The following is a 16,955-nucleotide window of genomic DNA, read 5'->3' as shown; positions in this document are numbered from 1 at the left end:
TCGGCCTCCAGGGGGTCGTCGTGTGGATCGGGATGACGGATCCGGCGCTCGGACTTCGATGTCGCGCTTGCCAATTCGCCCGTCACTGTGCAAAGTGTATACACGCATACGTTCATCCGCCAAGGGTGGCACCCGATCAAGGAGGTTCCCGATGAAGTCGAACACCCGATCCGTCTCTCGCCTCGTCGTCGTGCTGGGCGGCGCTGCGGCCGTCGTCCTCGCCGTCAGCTCATGCGCCGGGTCTCCCGGCCCCGCCGCCGAGAGCGGCGGGCCCATCACCTTCGCCAGCAACGGCGGGGCGCTGCAGGAGGCGCAATCGGCCGCCTACATCGACGCCTTCCTGGCGGACAACCCGCAGTACGAGGTGCTCGAGGACACCGGCTCGACCGACTACGCCAAGTTCCAGGCGCAGGTCGAGTCGGGGAACGTGCTCTGGGACGTCGCCGACATCGGTGGCGACTTCGGTGCGCACGACCCCGCCGCGTACTTCGAGCCGATCGATTGCGCGGTCGTGGAATGCCCTGCTGACGGCGACGGCTACCGCATCCCGACGCACCAGTACGGCGCGATCCTCGCCTACAACCCGGATGCGGTCGACACCGCACCGACCGGCTGGGAGGACTTCTTCGACCTGGAGAAGTTCCCGGGCAAGCGCGCGATCTTCCAGCTCGCCGCCGCCACCGGCATCTTCGAGGCTGCGCTCCTCGCCGACGGCGTCGCACCCGAGGACCTCTACCCGCTGGACTACGAACGAGCCCTCGCCAAGTACGACACGATCAAGAGCGAGATCGTCTGGGCGCCCAGCCCGACCGATGCGGCCAGGCTCGTCGCCGACGGAGAAGCCGTCATGGGCAACGTGTTCTCGAGCCAGGCGTACAACATGTCCAAGAACGGTTCGCCGGTCGAGATCGTGTGGGAGGGCGTGGGGCTCGGCATCGACTATCTGGTCATCCCCAAGGGCGCGCGGAACGTCGAGGGCGCCAACGCGCTGATCGGCTTCATCACCAGCGCCGAGCACAACCACCGGATGTCCGAGATCTACCCCGTCGCTCCGGGCAATCCCGACGCCGTCGTGTCTGAGGACGCCGAGACGTACCCGTTCCTGCCCACCGCCGACAAGGCGGACGAGTCCTACATCTTCGACGGCCCCTGGTACGCCGAGAACCTGGACGCCTACACCGAGCGGTTCACGGCATGGCTGCAGGAGTAGCCTCCTCGCGCCGAGCCTGGGCGGTGCTCGGCGTGCCGGGTGCGATCGCGCTCGTGGTGTTCTTCGTGGTCCCACTCGCGGAGATCCTGCTGCGATCGCTCACGGACCCGTCGCCGAGCAACTACCTCAGGGCGGTGACGTCGGCGGTGGTGCAGTCGTCGTCGCTGACGACGCTCGGCGTCGCCCTGGTCTCGGTGCTGGTCTGCCTCGTGCTGGGCTATCCGTACGCGTACGTGATGGCCCGCGCAGGGTCGGGCTTCGCCCTGGTCCTCGGCTGCCTCGTGCTCGTGCCGTTCTGGCTCAGCATCCTCGTCCGCACCTACGCCTGGACGGTCTGGTTGCAGAACACCGGCATCGTCAACAGCACCCTCATCGCGAACGGCCTCATCGACGAGCCGCTGCAGCTCATGCGGAACGCGCTCGGCACCACGATCGGCATGTCGCACGTGCTGCTGCCGTTCATGGTCCTGTCGATCTACGCCGCGATGCGCCGGATCGATCCGCGCCTCGAACTCGCCTCGCGCAGTCTCGGCGCCGGGCCGATCCGCACCTTCGTGCGGGTCTACCTGCCGCTCAGCCTGCCGGGGGTCATGGCCGGATCGCTCATCGTGTTCGTCACGTCGATCGGCTTCTACCTGACGCCCGCCATCCTCGGGGACTCGACACGGCCCCTGGTCGGCCAGCTCATCGTCGAGCAGATCAACCGAGCCCTGAACTTCGGCTACGGCAGCGCGATCGGGGTGCTGCTGCTGATCGTCACGATCGGGCTGCTGGCGATCGGATTGCGCTTCGCGCGGTTCGACGACGTGTTCGGTCTGAGGAGGGACGATGAAGGCGCCTAAGTGGCTCGTGGTCTACGCCTGCCTGGTCGGCGCGTTCCTGGTGCTGCCCACGCTCGTCGTGGTGCCGCTGTCGTTCACCGAGTACACGGTGCTGCGCTGGCCGCCATCGGGCTTCACGCTCGACTGGTACACCGAGGTGCTCACCGACGGCAATTGGCGCGGAGCGGCCGTGACCAGCTTCCAGGTCGCGGTGCTCACCGCGATCTCGGCCACCGTGCTCGGCGGCGGCATCGCGCTCGCGATCTCGCGCGGCGGCAGCCGGGGCCGCAGCTTCGCGACGCTCGGAGTGCTCGCGCCCATGATCGTGCCGACCGTGATCATGGCGGTCGGCGTGTACTTCGTCTTCGTGCGCTGGGGCCTCGTCGGCACGATCGGCGGTCTCGTCGCGGCGCACACGGTCCTCGCGCTGCCGTTCGTCGTGGTCTCGGTCATGAACGCGCTCAGCCGCATCGATCGCAACCTGGAGCTGGCCGGATACAGTCTCGGCGCCGGGCCGTTCCGCACCTTTCGGACGATCACCCTGCCGCAGATGGCGCCGGGCCTGCTGACCGGTGCGATGTTCGCGTTCATCACGTCATGGGATGAGGCGGTCGTAGCGCTGTTCCTCAGCACGCCCCGGGTCCGGACCCTGCCGGTGCTCATCTTCAGTCAGATCTCGAGCGGCGTCGAGCCGTCGGTGGCCGCGGCCGCCTCGCTGCTGCTGCTCGTCACCGTCGTCCTGCTCCTCCTGGCCTGGATCACCGGGCGAGCCGCCCGGCAGAGAAGGAACCGTCATGCCAACTGAAACCGATGCCTACCTGCGGGTCGCCGCACTGTGCAAGACCTACGGCCACGCGACCGCGCTCGACTCCGTCGACCTCACCGTCGCACAGGGCGAGTTCGTCACCCTGCTCGGCGCCTCCGGGTCCGGGAAGACCACCACACTCGGCTGCATCGCGGGGTTCGTGCACGCGACCTCGGGCGAGGTCGAGCTCGCCGGCCGGAGCATCACCAAGGTCCCGGCGTATCGCCGGGACATCGGGGTGGTGTTCCAGAACTATGCGCTGTTCCCGCACATGACCGTCGCCGAGAACATCGCGTACCCGCTCCGCGCCCGGAAGATGCCCAGGCCCGAGATCGCGGAGCGGGTGGCCCGCGCCCTCGATCTGGTCCGGCTGCCGAAGCTCGGCGACCGGAAGCCGACCGAGCTCTCGGGCGGGCAGCAGCAGCGCGTCGCGATCGCCCGCGCGATCGTGTTCAATCCGCGGCTGCTGCTGCTCGACGAGCCCATGGGCGCCCTCGACAAGAACCTCAGGGAGCAGTTGCGGCTCGAGGTGATGCGCCTGCATCGCGAGCTCGACATGACGGTGGTCTCCGTCACGCACGATCAGGAGGAGGCGCTGACCATGAGCGACCGGATCGCGGTCTACCGCGAAGGCCGGATCGCGCAGATCGGCACGGCGCAGGCGCTGTACTCACATCCCGAGTCGCGCTACGTCGCGGAGTTCATCGGCGAGTCCAACACCTTCGTCGGCGTCGGCGCTCGGGACGGCGCGGCGGCCCGTGTCGAGGTGCCCGGCCTCGGGGCCTTCGCGACGCCCGACTTCGATGCGGCGCTCGCGGACCGCCCGGTCGCGCTCATCGTGCGGCCCGAGATGATGACGGTCGCGCGTCCCGTCGGGGATGCGCCCCGCGCCGGCACGAACCGGTTCACGGGCCGGGTCATCGACTCGGTGTACATCGGGTCGTCGCAGAAATACCTCGTGGACGGCGGAGACGGCGTGCAGCGGCAGGTCCGCGTCCCCGCCGACGGCCGTGAGGTGCTCGGCCGGGGCGAACCGGTCGAGGTCTCGTGGTCGGCCGCATCGGGCTCGGTGCTCGCAGCGGAGGACGAATGAGCGCGCTGGCGGTGGTGACCGGGGCCGCAGGCGGCATCGGCGGGGCCATCGCCGAGCGGCTCGCGCGGGACGGGTTCGACCTGGTCCTCGTCGACCAGGCCGACGCGTCCGAGACGGCGGGTCGCATCCGCGATGCCGGCGGCGTCGCCGAGGCGATCGCGCTCGACCTGCGCGACGCCCGGCTGGTCGACGAGACGTTCCGCGAACTGGATGCCGCCGGAGACGGCGTGTCCGCCGTGGTGCTGAGCCACGGCGTCGGTGGGCCGCGCGTGCCGCTCGCGGAGGCGGACCCGCACGAGATCGATCGCATCATCCAGATCAATCTGACGGCCGCCGCCTATGTGATCCGGGCTGCGGCGGGCGTCATGCGCCCGCGTCGGCGCGGGCGGATCGTCGCCGTGGCCTCGGCCGCCGGCAAAGAGGGCAACCCCGGCGTCGCCGCGTACTCGGCATCGAAGGCTGGTCTGCTCGGCCTGGTCAAGGCGGTGGCTCGCGAGGTCGCCGAGGACGGCGTGCTCGTCAACGCGGTCGCCCCCGGACCGACCGCGACGCCGATGATCGCCCAGGCGCCCGACCTCGTGCGGTACGTCATCGACCGCACGCCGCTCGGGCGGCTGGCGCAGCCGCAGGAGGTCGCCGCCGCGGTGGCCTGGCTGGTCTCCGAGGAGTGCAGTTTCACGACCGGGAGCGCGCTGGACCTGTCCGGCGGACGCTCCGCCTATTGAGAGGAGGGCGGGGGAGATGACGGAGTCACGACCAGGATGGCGGCCGTTGACCGGGACGGTCGCGGTGGTCACCGGTGGTTCACGCGGAATCGGCCGAGCCTACGCGGAGCGGCTGCGCGAGCTCGGCGCCACGGTGTGCGCGCTCGACCTCAGGCCCGCCGGGGATGCCGCGACCGAGGCCGTCGCCGGAAGGGGCGGCTTCCACGAGTACGCGGTCGATCTCGCCGACGCTGCTGCGACCGCGGTCGTCGTCGACGAGATCCTGGCGACGCGCGGCCCGATCGACACGCTCGTCTGCAACGCCGGCGGGGGTGTCGGCGAGATGTGGCAGAACAGCCCGCTCGCCGTCGACATGGATGCCCTCCGTCTCGCGTTCGAGGTCAACGTGGCGACCATGGCGACGGTGTGCCGGGCCGTCGTTCCGCAGATGGTGGATCGCCGCCGCGGCAAGGTCGTCACGGTCTCGTCGACGGCCGCGGTCAAGGTACGCCCCGACGGCGGGTACGCGCACTACGCCAGTGCCAAGGCGGGCGTCATCGTGTACACGAAGGCGCTCGCGCGCGAGGTGGCCGCGTCCGGGGTCACCGCGAACGTGCTCATCCCCGGCGCGATCGGCACCGAGCGGCTGCTGCCGAAGATGCAGGCCATGGGCATGAGCCGGGTCGTCGCCGAGATCCCGCAGCAGCGGCTCGGCACCCCGGAGGACTGCGCGGGCGTGCTCGAGTTCCTCGTCACCCCGCTCTCGGACTATGTGACGGGTGCGGTCATCGCGGTGGACGGGGGGCTCACCGCATGAGACGGCTGTCCTTCGAGCTGCCGGTCCTCGACGCGCACGGGCAGGGCGACGGCGAGTCGTCGTCGGCGTTCGCCGCCCGGGTCATCCGTGACGCGATCCTCACCGGGGCCTTCGAGCCGGGCGCCGTCGTTCCGCAGACCACCATCGCTGAGCAGCTCGGCATGAGCCGGATCCCGGTGCGCGACGCGTTGCGCCAGCTGGAGTCGGAGGGGCTCGTGTCGATCCCGACCAACCGCACCGCTCGCGTGGCGAAACTCGACGTCGCCGAGTTCGTCGAGGTCTACGACCTCCGCGAGATGGTCGAGCCCTATGCGGTCCGCAAGAGCACGACCCTGCTGACGGATGCGCAGCTCGACCGGCTCGAGACGCTCGCGAACATGTTCGACGCGCGAGCGGACTCCCCCGAGGAGGTGCTCCGGATCGACCGCGAGTTCCACATGCTGACGATGTCCGCGGCGCCGGGACTTCGCGTCCAGCGCATGATCTCGGAGCTGCAGAACGCGTCGCAGCACTTCCGCCGCGCGTACAACATGCTCGCGCGTGAACACGCCCGCGGGCCGATCAGCGCCGAGCACCACGGCCTCGTCGACGCGCTCCGCAGCCGGGACGGATCACGCGCCGGCGCCATCGCCCTCACCCACCTGCAACGGACCCGCGCACTGCTCGAACCCTTGCTCACCGATCATCAGGAGACCATTCCGTGAATCCCGCACCTCGCCACGGCGGCCATCTGGTCGCCGATGTGCTCTCCCGCCACGGCATCACCCACATCTTCGGGCAGGATTCGCCGGAGTGGGTCTTCTCCGCGTTGGACCACGACACGTTCACGGTCACCGTCACGCGCGACGAGCGGTCGGCCGGATTCGCCGCGGACGCGGTCGCGCGGTTGACCGGGCGACCGACCGTGGCCACCGGCATCCATGGTCCGGGGTTCCTCAACCTGCTGACCGCGCTGTACGAGGCCCGCGAGGCGAGCTCGCCGGTGATCGCGCTGGTGAGCGGAACCGAGACGACGACGAAGGGTCTCGGTGCCTTCCAGGAGCTGGACCAGGTGGGTGTGGCGCGCGACCTCGTCACATGGGCGACCCGCGTCGAACGCCCCGATCGCATCGAGCAGACGATCGAGCGCGGCATCGCGCTCGCCACGGCCGGCCGCATGGGCCCGGTCCTGATCGACCTCCCGAACGATGTGCTCGCTGCGCCGCAGCCGGCTGCGGCGAGCACGCCCGTCCCGCCGAGAACCACACACCGCGGGGCGCCCTTGCCTGAGTCCGTCGTCGACATGCTGCGGCACGCGCGACGGCCCGTGCTCCTCCTCGGATCCGCGGCGGTGCACAGCGACCCGGAGCTCACCGTGCGCGCGGCCGAACGGTTCGGCGCCGCCGTCTGCGTCACCGCGCTCGCGCGCGGCGCGTTCCCCGAGACGCACCCGCTGTTCGCGGGCGTCTGCGGGTTCATGAGCGATCGCGAGGACGGCAGCGGGGCCGTGGCCAACCGCATCCTCCGCGATGCCGACGTCGTGTTCGCGCTCGGCACCGGGCTGGATCCGGCCACGACCGACGGCGGCCGGCTGCTGCCGTCGGCCACGACGCTGATCCGTCTGGACGTGGACGCCGCGGCGCTCGCGGTCGACCGACGCTCCGACGTCGCCATGGTCGGCGACCTGCACGACGCGCTGCGCGACCTCGCGTCCCGCACCGGTGCGGAGCGGCGCGATGCGGACGACCGGATCGCGCAGATCGCCGAGCTCTGGCGCGCCGTCCGCGCGGCCCAGGACGAGCGCATGCACGAGCGGCATGACGGCGCGATCTCGCCGGCGCAGGTGTTCGGCGCGTTGCGCGAGGTGATGACCCCGCGAGACATCCTGGTGTGCGACGCCGCCTACAGCAGCATCTGGGCGCTCAGCTACCTGCAGCAGGGCGTGCATTTCGAGCGCACGACGGCCGGGCGCGGGGCGGGCACCCTGGGGTTCGGATTCCCGGCGGCGATCGGGGCGGCACGCGCGTTCCGCGGCCGACGGGTCTTCGTCGTCTGCGGCGACGGCGGGTTCGGCTTCGGCTGGGCCGAGCTCGAGACCGCCGTGCGCGTCGGCGCCGACATCACCTGCGTCATCCTGAACAACTCCGAGTTCGCGTACCAGCGACTGTGGCACGAGCTCAACGGCACCGAAGCGCGACTGCTCGGCTTCGCCGACGTCCGTCACGACGAGCTCGCCCGCGCGGTGGGCGCGCAGGGCCACCGGGTCGATTCGCTCGAGGCCGTGCTGCCGGCGCTGCGCGCGTCGCGCGCACCCGGTCTGTCCGTCGTCGACATCGTCACGACCGGCAGCGAGCTGCCGCCATTCAGAAAGGAACGCCATGTCGGAAAGTAGTGTCATCCCCCTCGCGCATCCCGCGGTGCCCGCCCTGCGGGACGTCGTGCCGGCGAGCATCCCCCTGGGCCCCGACGGCGTGACCCACATCGAGGGCGTGTCGGCGGCCCGGATCGCCGAGCAGTTCGGATCGCCCACGTGGGTCGTCTCGCGCACGCAGATCCGCTCGAATCTGCAGACGCTACGCGACGCCACGGCCGCGCACCTCGGCGCGGTCGAGATCGCGTACTCGATGAAGGCCAACAACAACCTGAGCGTGCTGCGGACGGTCGCGGCCGAGGGCGTCCTGTTCGACTGCTCGTCGGAGTGGGAGCTCCGGATGGTCCTGCGGGCGGGGATCGCCGGGAACCGCGTGATCCTCAACGGCAACGGCAAGTCGGCGGGGTATCTCGCGCTCGCCGTCGACGCCGGCGTGCGGCAGATCAACGTCGACTCGCTGGCCGAGGTGCACCGGCTCGACGAGCTCGCGGAACGCGCCGGCCGCCGGGTGAGCTGCGTCGTCCGGGTCAAGCTGACCTACAGCCGGCTGCTCGAACACGATCCGTCGTACGAGCGCACGCTGCGCGTGGCCGAGGCGAAGTTCGGGTCGAGCATCGCGAACGGCGAGGCGATCGCGATCATCGACGCGATCCAGGCGAGTCCGTGGCTCGAGTTCCGCGGTCTGTCGCACCACGCGGGCTTCCCGGGGTACCGCGCGAACTACACCCCCGACCACCAGCTCGTGCACGTGCGCGAGTGCGTCCGGGAGATGGCCGAGTTCGCCGGGCTGCTCGCGCAGCGCGGCGACCCCGTCGAGCGTCTGGACGTGGGTGGCGGACTTCGCTCAGGGGAGCACGTCGTCATCTCCACACCCGGGGACGGCCACGACGTCGCACTGCACCCCCTGCCGACCCCGGAGGCCTACGCCGCCGCGCTCGCCGCCGGGCTCGATGACGGCTGGACGGAGGGTCCGCGGCCGATCATCCAGTACGAGACGGGCGGCTTCCACGTCGCCAACGCGGGGGTATTGCTCACCACCGTGCAGGACGTCAAGGAGTCCGTCTTTCCGACCAAGCGGCGCTTCGTCACCGTCGACTCGGCCATGACGATGTTCACCACGCGCGGCTCGTCGCGCGTCGGCTACCCCGTCGTGGCCGTCGGCAAGCCCGATGGGACCACGCCGCATTCGACGCCCGTCGAGATCGTCGGACCGACCTGCGCCTACGACTCCATCGCCGAGGACATCTCGCTGCCCGACGTCGAACCCGGCGACCTGCTCGCCCTCCTCAACCAGGGCGCGTACGCCGAGACGACCTCGACGCAGTTCAACGGGTTCCCCAGGCCCGCGGTCGTCATGGTCGACGGCGATCAGGCCTGGCTCGTGCGCCGGCGCGAGGAGCTCGCCGACATCCTCGCGCGCGAGGTCGAGGAGGCGTCGCGATGATCGCCGCCGGTGGCACCCGCACGGCCGAGATCGCCGACCTGCTCTCGGCATCGATCCGCTGCTCCAGCATCAGCGGTGACGAGGCCGGGTACGCGTCGTACCTGCGGGCCTGGTGCGAGGCGCGCGGCTGGCACACCGAGACCCAGCCGGTGCCAGACGAGCCCGGTGCCCGAGCGCGGTGGAATCTGCTCGCGCGACCGTTCGCACGCGCGGGCCGGCCGCTTCTCGTGATCAACGGGCACCTCGACGTGGTGCCGGTCGGCGATGCCGACGCGTGGAGCGGGGAGCCGTTCGACGGCCGGGTCGAGCACGGATACGTCCACGGGCGCGGCGCCGTCGACACGAAAGGTCCCATCGTGTCGGCGCTGCTCGCGGCAGACGTGCTCACCCGGTCGTCGGCGGAGCTGGCGGTCGATCTCGAACTGCACCTCGTCGTCGGTGAAGAGGGGGACGGCGTCGGCACCCGCACCGCCCTCCGGTCGGGCGAACGGCCGGCGATGGCGATCGTCCTCGAGCCGAGCGGCAACGAGCTCGTGACCGCGAGCACCGGGGTGCTCGCGTTCGAGATCACGGCGCACGGAGTCACCGCGCACTCCTCGAAGCCGTGGGAAGGTCGCGACGCCCTCGCGCACCTGCTCGCGATCCGCGGCGCGCTGTCGGAGCGCGAGGAGGCACGACGTGCCGCGTTCGCGGTCGAAGGGTTCGCCGCCGTGCCCGACCCGCTCCCGTTCGTCGTCGGCGCCGTGCAGGCCGGCGACTATCCGATGGCGGTGCCGGCGCTTGCGAGGATGTCGGGCCGGATCGGGCTCTCGATCGACGCCGACATCGATGCCGAACGTGCTGCGCTCGTCGAGCTCGTCGCTCGCGTCGACCGCGAGCACGGCTCGCCGGTCGCTTCGGACGTGCGCGTGCTGCATGCGCTCAGCGGCTGGTGGACGTCGCCCGCGTCGCCGCTCGTCGCCGCCTTCCAGGACTTGCCCACGCTCGTGCTCACCGCCGGATCGGATGCCGGCTACTACGGCGTCAGCGGGGTCGACACGGTGCTGTTCGGCCCGGGTGAGCTCGAGCTCGCCCACGGGCCGGACGAGCGCATCCTGATCTCCGAGGTCGAGCGGGCGTCGGAGATCCTCGCCACTGCCATCGCCTCGATCGGAAAGGAACCGCGCTCATGACCGCAGACATCGTCATCATCGGAGGAGGGTTCGGCGGGTTCTGGTCCGCGGTCTCGGCGCGAAGGGTCGGCGGCCGCCGCATGTCCGTCGCGCTCGTGTCGCGTTCGCCGTTCCTGGAGCTGCGGCCGCGGCTCTACCAGAGCAACCCGGAGCGTCTGCGGGTCGACCTCCGCCCGATCCTCGACGAGGTCGGGGTGCGGTTCGTGCCTGCAGAGGCCTCCGGAGCCGATCTCGAACGGCGCATCGTCGAGACATCCGTCGGCCCGTTGGCGTTCCAGCGCCTCGTCGTCGCAACGGGCAGCGTCATGGCGACACCGGCGATCGCCGGCGTCGAGCACGCGTACTCGATCGACTCGCTCGCCGAGGCGGTCGAGTTCGACGCCGCACTGCGCCGGGCCGTGCACCGCGGCGGCGAGACGTCGGTGACCGTCGTCGGCGGCGGCTTCACCGGCATCGAGCTGGCACTCGAGCTGCGCGAGCGGGTCGACGCGATCCGCGCGGGCGCATCCCGCGACCTGCGGGTCACGATGATCGACCCTGGTCGCGAGGTCGGGGCGGGTCTCGGCGAGCGTCCGCGTCCGGTGATCGCAGATGCGCTCGCTGCCGCCGGGGTGGAGGTGCGGCTCGGTCTTCGGGTCACCCGCATCGACGAGTCCTCGGTGCAGCTGGGCGCCGACCTCGAGCTGCGCTCCGATCTGACCGTGCTGGCCACGGGAACCCGAGCGGCCGGCTTCACCTCGGTGCTGCCCGTCGATCGCGACGATCTGGGGCGGATCCCGGTCGACCAGCATCTCGAGGCGATCGGCGTGCCCGGCCTGTTCGTCGCCGGCGACGCCGCGCACGCGTACGGCATCGACGACCACCTGGTGATGCAGTCATGCCAGCACGCGTTGCAGCTCGGACGATTCGCCGGCGAGAACGCGGCGCGATCCCTGCTCGGACGGCCCCTGCTGCGATACGGGCAGCCCACGTACGTGACCTGCCTCGACCTCGGGGACAGCGGCGCAGTGTTCACCCGCGGCTGGGATCGCGAGGTGGCGCACACGGGTGAGGCCGCGAAGACGATCAAGACGCGGATCAACACGCAGGTGATCCATCCGCCGGAGGGGTTGACCGAGCCGGAGATCCTCGCGCACTCGGTGCCGTCGCTCTTCCGCAGGTGAGGGGGCGCCCGCGGCGGCGGATCAGGGGTGCCCGAGCTCCTGGTGCAGGATCGGCTCGAGCAGACCTCGCGTCCGCCGGATGTGCCGCAGCGCGATCTCCCGTGACGCGTCGGCGTCGCGAGCGGTCAGCGCGCTCACGAGCGCGTGATGGTCGTGGCTGACCGGGCCGAGCGCGTCGTCACGCGCCATCAGGTGGTAGGCGCGCCGGAAGCGCTGTGAGGCGTTCTGGAGCTCGTCGATCAGCCGACGCACACGCTGACCCGGAGCGGCCGACATGGTGAGCATGTGGAACTCCCGGTCGACTCGCAGCAGTTCGTCGGTGGAATGCGTGCTGGCATCGAACATGGCGGCGAGCGTCGCGACGCGCTCGAGTTCCTGACGCGTGAGCCGAGCCGCGCTCTGCGCGACCGCGTAGGGCTCGACCATCTCACGGAGGTCGTAGATCTCCACGAACTCGTCGAGGTCGAGGCGCGACACCCTGGCGGCCTTGTTCGCCGGGATGCTCACGAGGCCTTCCGTCTCGAGCTGGCGCAGCGCGTCACGGACCGGGATGCGGCTCATGCCGAGCTGCTCCGCCAATGCGCCCTGAGGGATCACCGACCCGGGTTCGAGCACCCCGTCGAGGATCGCTGCGCGGATCGCGCTCGCGGCGTACGACGACGACGAGTCACCCGGTCGCTGAGGCGGCGCAGTGATGATCGGTGTGGACGCACTCAAGATTCGCCTTCCTCCACGGCAAGGGTATACACACTGTCACAGTCGCGGGCGCCGGCGGTTCAGTGGGCGTGGCCGGTCTCCGGGCCGGGAGCGACCGGCGCCTGCCCCGGCTCGACGACGACGAACTGACCCATCATGCCGAGATCCTCGTGCCAGAGCAGGTGGCAGTGGTACATGTACGGCACGGCGGGGTCGGCGTAGTCGGTGAATCGCATGATGAGGCGCACGCGCCGGCCCGGGGGCAGGTAGACCGTGTCCTTCCAGCCGGAGAGCTCGGGTGGGGGAGCTGCGTCGTCGAGGTCGAGGATCTGGAACTGGACGTCGTGCACGTGGAAGTTGTGCGGCTGGCCGTCGCTGTTCCGCACCTCCCAGACCTCGGTCGTGTCGAGCTCGACGACCGTGTCGATGCGCGCCATGTCCATGGTCTTGCCGTTGATCTGCACGCCGCGGAGGTCGAACTTCCGCCAGTCCAGCTCGTGCGGCGGGGTCAGCGGGGCGATCTCGGCGAGGTGCGCCGGGAGCTGTGCCGAGGGGGTCAGGGTCGCCGCAGCCCGCAGCAGGAGGAGGTCGAGCTCGTCGTTCGCGCCGGCCATGTCGGCGGCACCGCCTGAGAGACCGAGATCCTGCGGGAACGAGCGGAGCGTGATGGATTCCCCGCCGGTCGCCGCGAGGACGATCTCGGCGCGTTCGCCGGGGGTGAGCGTGACGCGGCGCACCGGGACCGGTTCGCGAAGGAGGCCGCCGTCGGTGGCGATGAGGTGGAAGCCGCGGTCGTCGGAGAAGCCGAACGCGTAGCTGCGTGCCGTCGACCCGTTGAGGATCCGGAGCCTGGTCCGTTCGGCGGTGAGGTCGAGGACGGGTGCGAGCGTCCCGTTGACGAGGATCGTGTCGCCGAGCATGCCGATGTTGCCCCGGCCGGTCTCGATGAGCCCGCCGCTCGCGTCGAAGGTCTTGTCCTGGACGATGAGCGGGATGTCGTCGACCCCGTACGTGCGCGGGAGCGGAAGCGCTGCTTCGTCGTCATCGTCGAGGATGAACAGGCCGGCCATACCCCGGTAGACGTGGATCTCGGTCTCACCGTGCGGATGCGGGTGGTACCAGAGCGACGCCGCCGGCTGCGCGACCTTCCATCCGGGCTCCCAGGTCTCGCCCGGGGCGACCATCTGGTGCGGTCCGCCGTCGGCCACGGCCGGGAGGTGCATGCCGTGCCAGTGCAGCGTCGTCGGCACCGGGAGGTCGTTGCGGAATCGGATGCGGACCTGTTCGCCGCGGTGCGCGCGGAGGGTGGGCCCGAGCAGCGGACCGTTGATGCCCCAGGTCTCCGCGGTGCCGCTCGGCACGATGGCGGATCGCCCGGCCTGCGCGACCAGGTCGAACACGCGCGCCCCGCCGTCCTGCACCGACTCGGCGAGCGGTGGGATGTGGAGCGGGTTCCGGAAGTCGACGCGACCGACGGTGTTCACCGGTGCGCGGAACCCGAACGGCCCGCACCCCGCGAGGGCCAGCACCGCCGCCGCTCCGGTCGCACCGGCGAGGAATCCGCGTCGGGTGAGCTCGCCGCGGCGCGGCGTCACGCGTGATCCATGCGGTCGATCCGGCCCGCGCGGCGCGGTGCGCGGTAGGCGTACTGGTCCTTCGTCGCGCGGGCGCCCATCCGGAGGAAGAGTCCGAGCGTCGCGTCCCGGAAGATGCTCCCGGCCGCCGAAGACGCTTTGCGGGCGCCGATCTGCCGGCCGAACCGCACGATGCGCTCCGCGCGATCCTTGCGGTCCCGGGAGTAGGCGCGGAACGCGGTCGTGGCGTCGGGGGCGTCTCGGAGGTGGTCGGCGAGCACGACCGCGTCCTCGATCGCGAGGCTCGCGCCCTGGCCGCTCGACGGACTCACCGCGTGCGCAGCGTCCCCGACGAGGCACACGTGGTCGGTGTGCCAGCTGTCGAGGGCGGGCATGTCATAGACCGCCCAGGCGCCGAGTGCGGCGTCGGCCGTGTCGAGGACGGTGCGCACGGGCGCCGGATCGTCGGCGTGCAGGGCGCGGATGCGGGTCATCCATGCGTTCCGATCGAGGTGGTCGAGCTCGTCGCGGGCGGGCTCGTCGGCGCGGGCGACATTGGTGAACCAGTACGCGGTGCCGCCCTTGACGACGTAGCCGAAGAATGCGCGGCGGCCGAAGAACATCTGCTGGCGCGCGGTGTCGGGGAGGTCGACCTGGGCCCAGCCGCCGCAGTCGACGATGCCCGTGTATCGAGGGCTCGGGGCATCCGGCCAGGTCAGCCGGCGCACCGTCGACCAGATGCCGTCCGCGCCGATCACCACGTCCGCATCGATGGTGCGACCGTCGGCGAACACGGCTCGCCGTCCGAGCGCCGACGGCCGCAGGTCGATCAGCTTGGCCTCGTGGATGTACTCGGCGCCGGCGGCTCTGGCTCGCTCGGCGAGCGTGTCGTGCAGGCGGGCGCGACGCAACACGACGCCCCGGGCACCGTACTCCTGCTCGTCGTGTTCGCCGGGGACCTCCGCGATCCGCCGCCCCCGGGCGTTGAAGAAATCCAGGCCGGAAACCGGAAAGCCCCCGGCTGCGGCCGGCACGTCGCCGAGCCCGAGATCGCCGAGCGCGTTCACGCCGTTCGGCGCGAGGGTGAGGAATGCGCCGCCCGTGTCTTCGAGCGCGGATCGCGCCTCGGCGACGATCGGGCGCATGCCGAGCCGGGTCAGGGCGTAGGCGAGGGTCGAGCCCCCGATGCCGCCGCCGACGATGAGTACCTTGCCGTGTGACACCCTGCGCCTCCAAATAGATCGATCGTGCGAACGAACTAAATGTAGCATGGTCGAGCGCGGTGCACGGCAGATGGGAGCATGGTGGGGTGAGCCGGACCACGAAGGGCGACGCAGCGCGAGCCGAGGTGCTCGAGGCGTTGGCCGACGCCGGCCGGCGCCAGAGCACGGCGATGATCCTGTTCCACGCCAATCTCGCGAAGCGCGTCGGCCTCGGCCCGAGCGAAGAGAAGGTGCTCGAGCTCGTCCGCCGTCTCGGGCACCCCACCGTGAGCGAGCTCGCCGAGGAGACCGGCCTCGCCAAGAACTCCATCAGCGACCTGCTCGACCGCCTGGAGACGAAGGGCTTCGTCACGCGCGAAGCGCACCCCACCGACGGGCGCAAGGTGGCGATCGTCGCCACCGAGGAGGGTGTGGCACGGATCGGCGATCTCTTCACGGGCATGATGACCCGGCTCGGCGAACTGCAGGCCGACTACTCGACCGAGCAGCTGGCCGTGATCGCGGAGTATCAGCAGCGCGCCGCCGACATCCAGGCCGCCGAGGCGCGGACCCTGGCCGACGGCGCGGGCTGACGGCGCGGGCTGACGCGCGGTCCGACGCGCGGGCGACGTAGCCTCGATGACATGAAGGCAACGTTCATGCACGGCGCAGGCGACGTCCGCGTCGAGACCGCACCCGATCCCGTCATCATCGAGCCCACCGACGCGATCGTGCGCACGGTCGTGTCGTGCATCTGCGGCTCCGACCTGCACCCGTACCACTCGCTCCCGGCCGGCCGGCACGCCGCGATGGGTCACGAGCTCGTCGGCGTGGTCGAAGACACCGGGGCCGACGTGCGCACCGTGAAGCGGGGCGACCTCGTGGTCGTGCCCTTCGCATTCAGCGATAACACATGCTCGTTCTGCCGCGACGGCTTCCACACCGCGTGCAAGCACGGCGGGTTCTTCGGTCCGGGCGTCAGCGGCCTGCAAGCCCAGCTTGCCCGCGTGCCGCAAGCCGACGGCACCCTCGTCGCCGTGCCCGGCGTGACCGAGCGCGACACCGAGCTCCTGCCGAGCCTGCTCACGCTCTCGGACGTCTACCTCACCGGCTACCATGCGGCACACATGGGCCGCGTCGAACCGGGCAAGACCGTCACGGTGATCGGCGACGGCGCCGTCGGGCTCTCGGCGGTACTCGCCGCCAAGCGGCTCGGCGCCGAGCAGATCATCCTCATGGGCCGGCACACGTCCCGCACCGACCTCGGGGTCGAATGGGGTGCGACCTCCGTCGTCGCCGAACGCGGCGAGGAGGGCATCGCCAGGGTGCTCGAGCTCACGGGCGGCGAGGGCACGCACGTCGTGCTCGAAGCCGTCGGGCACATGCCCGCCTACGAGCAGTCCTACGGGGTCGTCCGCCCCGGGGGAGTGATCTCACGCGTCGGCGTGCCGCAGTACGCCGACGCGCCGGTCGGCTTCGCGTCGTTGTTCGGCAGGAACATCACCCTCACCGGTGGTCCGGCTCCCGTGCGCGCGTATCTCGAGCCCGCCATCCAGCAGGTGCTGAACGGCGAGATCGACCCCGGCAAGGTGTTCGACCGCACCGTCACGATCGACGATGTGCCGGCCGGCTACGCCGCGATGGACGCCCGCGAGGCCCTCAAGGTGCTCGTCACACCCTGACCGTCAGGCACGGAGCATCCATCGATCAGGAAGCGGGGATGAGCCTGAGGACTCCAGGTCGACCTCGCCCGCGGTCGCCCCTTGCGTGGCGTCGAACCGCAGCTGATACAGCCGACCGTCCCAGCCCGGGTGGCTCGACAGATCGAAGCTGGAGGTGTGGAACCCCGAGGGATCCAGCGCGACCGAGATCGTCGATCAGTGCTTCGAGTCGCCGGGCCACAT

At 70.9% G+C, this 16,955-nt stretch carries 16 protein-coding genes; 13 read left to right on the top strand and 3 right to left on the bottom strand.

Going from position 1 to position 16,955, the window contains the following annotated elements:
• Positions 1 to 151 precede the first annotated feature (151 nt).
• From QU602_RS17940 to QU602_RS17890, 11 genes are read left to right on the top strand one after another with little or no spacing between them, the layout of a single operon-like run.
• Positions 152 to 1,210 carry an extracellular solute-binding protein gene (locus tag QU602_RS17940; RefSeq protein WP_308797813.1) on the top strand — a complete coding sequence of 353 codons (1,059 nt, stop codon included), beginning with the start codon at positions 152 to 154 and terminating at the stop codon, positions 1,208 to 1,210.
• On the top strand, positions 1,195 to 2,052 hold the full coding sequence (locus QU602_RS17935; protein ID WP_308797812.1) for an ABC transporter permease: 858 nt from the start codon (positions 1,195 to 1,197) through the stop codon (positions 2,050 to 2,052). The genes QU602_RS17940 and QU602_RS17935 overlap by 16 nt, the downstream gene beginning before the upstream one ends.
• Entirely contained in the window at positions 2,039 to 2,836 is a 798-nt protein-coding gene (locus QU602_RS17930) for an ABC transporter permease (protein ID WP_308797811.1), read from the top strand. The genes QU602_RS17935 and QU602_RS17930 overlap by 14 nt, the downstream gene beginning before the upstream one ends.
• Positions 2,826 to 3,929 (top strand): ABC transporter ATP-binding protein, encoded by a 1,104-nt coding sequence (locus tag QU602_RS17925; protein WP_308797810.1) that lies wholly within the window; start codon positions 2,826 to 2,828, stop codon positions 3,927 to 3,929. The genes QU602_RS17930 and QU602_RS17925 overlap by 11 nt, the downstream gene beginning before the upstream one ends.
• A complete protein-coding gene (locus tag QU602_RS17920; RefSeq protein ID WP_308797809.1) occupies positions 3,926 to 4,654 on the top strand; it encodes an SDR family NAD(P)-dependent oxidoreductase in 729 nt (242 codons plus the stop codon). The genes QU602_RS17925 and QU602_RS17920 overlap by 4 nt, the downstream gene beginning before the upstream one ends.
• A 46-nt stretch (positions 4,655 to 4,700) precedes the next feature.
• Positions 4,701 to 5,450 (top strand): SDR family NAD(P)-dependent oxidoreductase, encoded by a 750-nt coding sequence (locus QU602_RS17915; RefSeq protein ID WP_308797808.1) that lies wholly within the window; start codon positions 4,701 to 4,703, stop codon positions 5,448 to 5,450.
• Positions 5,447 to 6,154, top strand: coding sequence for a GntR family transcriptional regulator (locus QU602_RS17910; RefSeq protein WP_308797807.1), 708 nt, complete (start codon positions 5,447 to 5,449; stop codon positions 6,152 to 6,154). Before QU602_RS17915 ends, QU602_RS17910 begins: the two co-directional genes overlap by 4 nt.
• A complete protein-coding gene (locus QU602_RS17905) occupies positions 6,151 to 7,821 on the top strand; it encodes a thiamine pyrophosphate-binding protein (RefSeq protein ID WP_308797806.1) in 1,671 nt (556 codons plus the stop codon). The genes QU602_RS17910 and QU602_RS17905 overlap by 4 nt, the downstream gene beginning before the upstream one ends.
• Positions 7,808 to 9,244 carry a diaminopimelate decarboxylase family protein gene (locus QU602_RS17900; protein WP_308797805.1) on the top strand — a complete coding sequence of 479 codons (1,437 nt, stop codon included), beginning with the start codon at positions 7,808 to 7,810 and terminating at the stop codon, positions 9,242 to 9,244. The genes QU602_RS17905 and QU602_RS17900 overlap by 14 nt, the downstream gene beginning before the upstream one ends.
• Positions 9,241 to 10,416 carry a M20 family metallopeptidase gene (locus QU602_RS17895; protein WP_308797804.1) on the top strand — a complete coding sequence of 392 codons (1,176 nt, stop codon included), beginning with the start codon at positions 9,241 to 9,243 and terminating at the stop codon, positions 10,414 to 10,416. The genes QU602_RS17900 and QU602_RS17895 overlap by 4 nt, the downstream gene beginning before the upstream one ends.
• Positions 10,413 to 11,579 (top strand): NAD(P)/FAD-dependent oxidoreductase, encoded by a 1,167-nt coding sequence (locus QU602_RS17890; protein ID WP_308797803.1) that lies wholly within the window; start codon positions 10,413 to 10,415, stop codon positions 11,577 to 11,579. The genes QU602_RS17895 and QU602_RS17890 overlap by 4 nt, the downstream gene beginning before the upstream one ends.
• A gap of 21 nt (positions 11,580 to 11,600) precedes the next feature.
• Here the strand turns inward: QU602_RS17890 and QU602_RS17885 are convergent, their stop codons facing one another.
• The 3 genes from QU602_RS17885 to QU602_RS17875 are packed head-to-tail and all read right to left on the bottom strand — an operon-like array spanning position 11,601 to position 15,072.
• Positions 11,601 to 12,296 carry a GntR family transcriptional regulator gene (locus tag QU602_RS17885; RefSeq protein WP_308797802.1) on the bottom strand — a complete coding sequence of 232 codons (696 nt, stop codon included), beginning with the start codon at positions 12,294 to 12,296 and terminating at the stop codon, positions 11,601 to 11,603.
• Between the two features lie 59 nt (positions 12,297 to 12,355).
• Positions 12,356 to 13,870 (bottom strand): multicopper oxidase family protein, encoded by a 1,515-nt coding sequence (locus tag QU602_RS17880; protein WP_308797801.1) that lies wholly within the window; start codon positions 13,868 to 13,870, stop codon positions 12,356 to 12,358.
• Positions 13,867 to 15,072: an FAD-dependent monooxygenase gene (locus tag QU602_RS17875; RefSeq protein ID WP_308797800.1), complete on the bottom strand. Its 1,206-nt coding sequence runs from the start codon at positions 15,070 to 15,072 to the stop codon at positions 13,867 to 13,869. The genes QU602_RS17880 and QU602_RS17875 overlap by 4 nt, the downstream gene beginning before the upstream one ends.
• An 86-nt stretch (positions 15,073 to 15,158) precedes the next feature.
• On the opposite strand from QU602_RS17875, the gene QU602_RS17870 reads away from it, so the two are divergent.
• Positions 15,159 to 15,644, top strand: a complete 486-nt coding sequence (locus QU602_RS17870) for a MarR family winged helix-turn-helix transcriptional regulator (RefSeq protein ID WP_308797799.1) — start codon at positions 15,159 to 15,161, stop codon at positions 15,642 to 15,644.
• Between the two features lie 51 nt (positions 15,645 to 15,695).
• Positions 15,696 to 16,733: a zinc-binding dehydrogenase gene (locus QU602_RS17865; RefSeq protein ID WP_308797798.1), complete on the top strand. Its 1,038-nt coding sequence runs from the start codon at positions 15,696 to 15,698 to the stop codon at positions 16,731 to 16,733.
• The last annotated feature ends 222 nt before the right edge of the window (positions 16,734 to 16,955 follow it).

Origin of the sequence: Agromyces protaetiae (assembly GCF_030866785.1) — a bacterium.
Lineage (GTDB): Bacteria > Actinomycetota > Actinomycetes > Actinomycetales > Microbacteriaceae > Agromyces > Agromyces silvae.
Note: the sequence above shows the minus strand (reverse complement) of the source record. Positions and strands in the feature narration are given on the sequence as shown.

Bases quoted from the DNA above. Each gene is read 5' to 3' on its own strand.
- QU602_RS17940 (WP_308797813.1), top strand. From the start codon at position 152: ATGAAGTCGAACACCCGATCCGTCTCTCGCCTCGTCGTCGTGCTGGGC.
- QU602_RS17935 (WP_308797812.1), top strand. From the start codon at position 1,195: ATGGCTGCAGGAGTAGCCTCCTCGCGCCGAGCCTGGGCGGTGCTCGGC.
- QU602_RS17930 (WP_308797811.1), top strand. From the start codon at position 2,039: ATGAAGGCGCCTAAGTGGCTCGTGGTCTACGCCTGCCTGGTCGGCGCG.
- QU602_RS17925 (WP_308797810.1), top strand. From the start codon at position 2,826: ATGCCAACTGAAACCGATGCCTACCTGCGGGTCGCCGCACTGTGCAAG.
- QU602_RS17920 (WP_308797809.1), top strand. From the start codon at position 3,926: ATGAGCGCGCTGGCGGTGGTGACCGGGGCCGCAGGCGGCATCGGCGGG.
- QU602_RS17910 (WP_308797807.1), top strand. From the start codon at position 5,447: ATGAGACGGCTGTCCTTCGAGCTGCCGGTCCTCGACGCGCACGGGCAG.
- QU602_RS17900 (WP_308797805.1), top strand. From the start codon at position 7,808: ATGTCGGAAAGTAGTGTCATCCCCCTCGCGCATCCCGCGGTGCCCGCC.
- QU602_RS17895 (WP_308797804.1), top strand. From the start codon at position 9,241: ATGATCGCCGCCGGTGGCACCCGCACGGCCGAGATCGCCGACCTGCTC.
- QU602_RS17890 (WP_308797803.1), top strand. From the start codon at position 10,413: ATGACCGCAGACATCGTCATCATCGGAGGAGGGTTCGGCGGGTTCTGG.
- QU602_RS17865 (WP_308797798.1), top strand. From the start codon at position 15,696: ATGAAGGCAACGTTCATGCACGGCGCAGGCGACGTCCGCGTCGAGACC.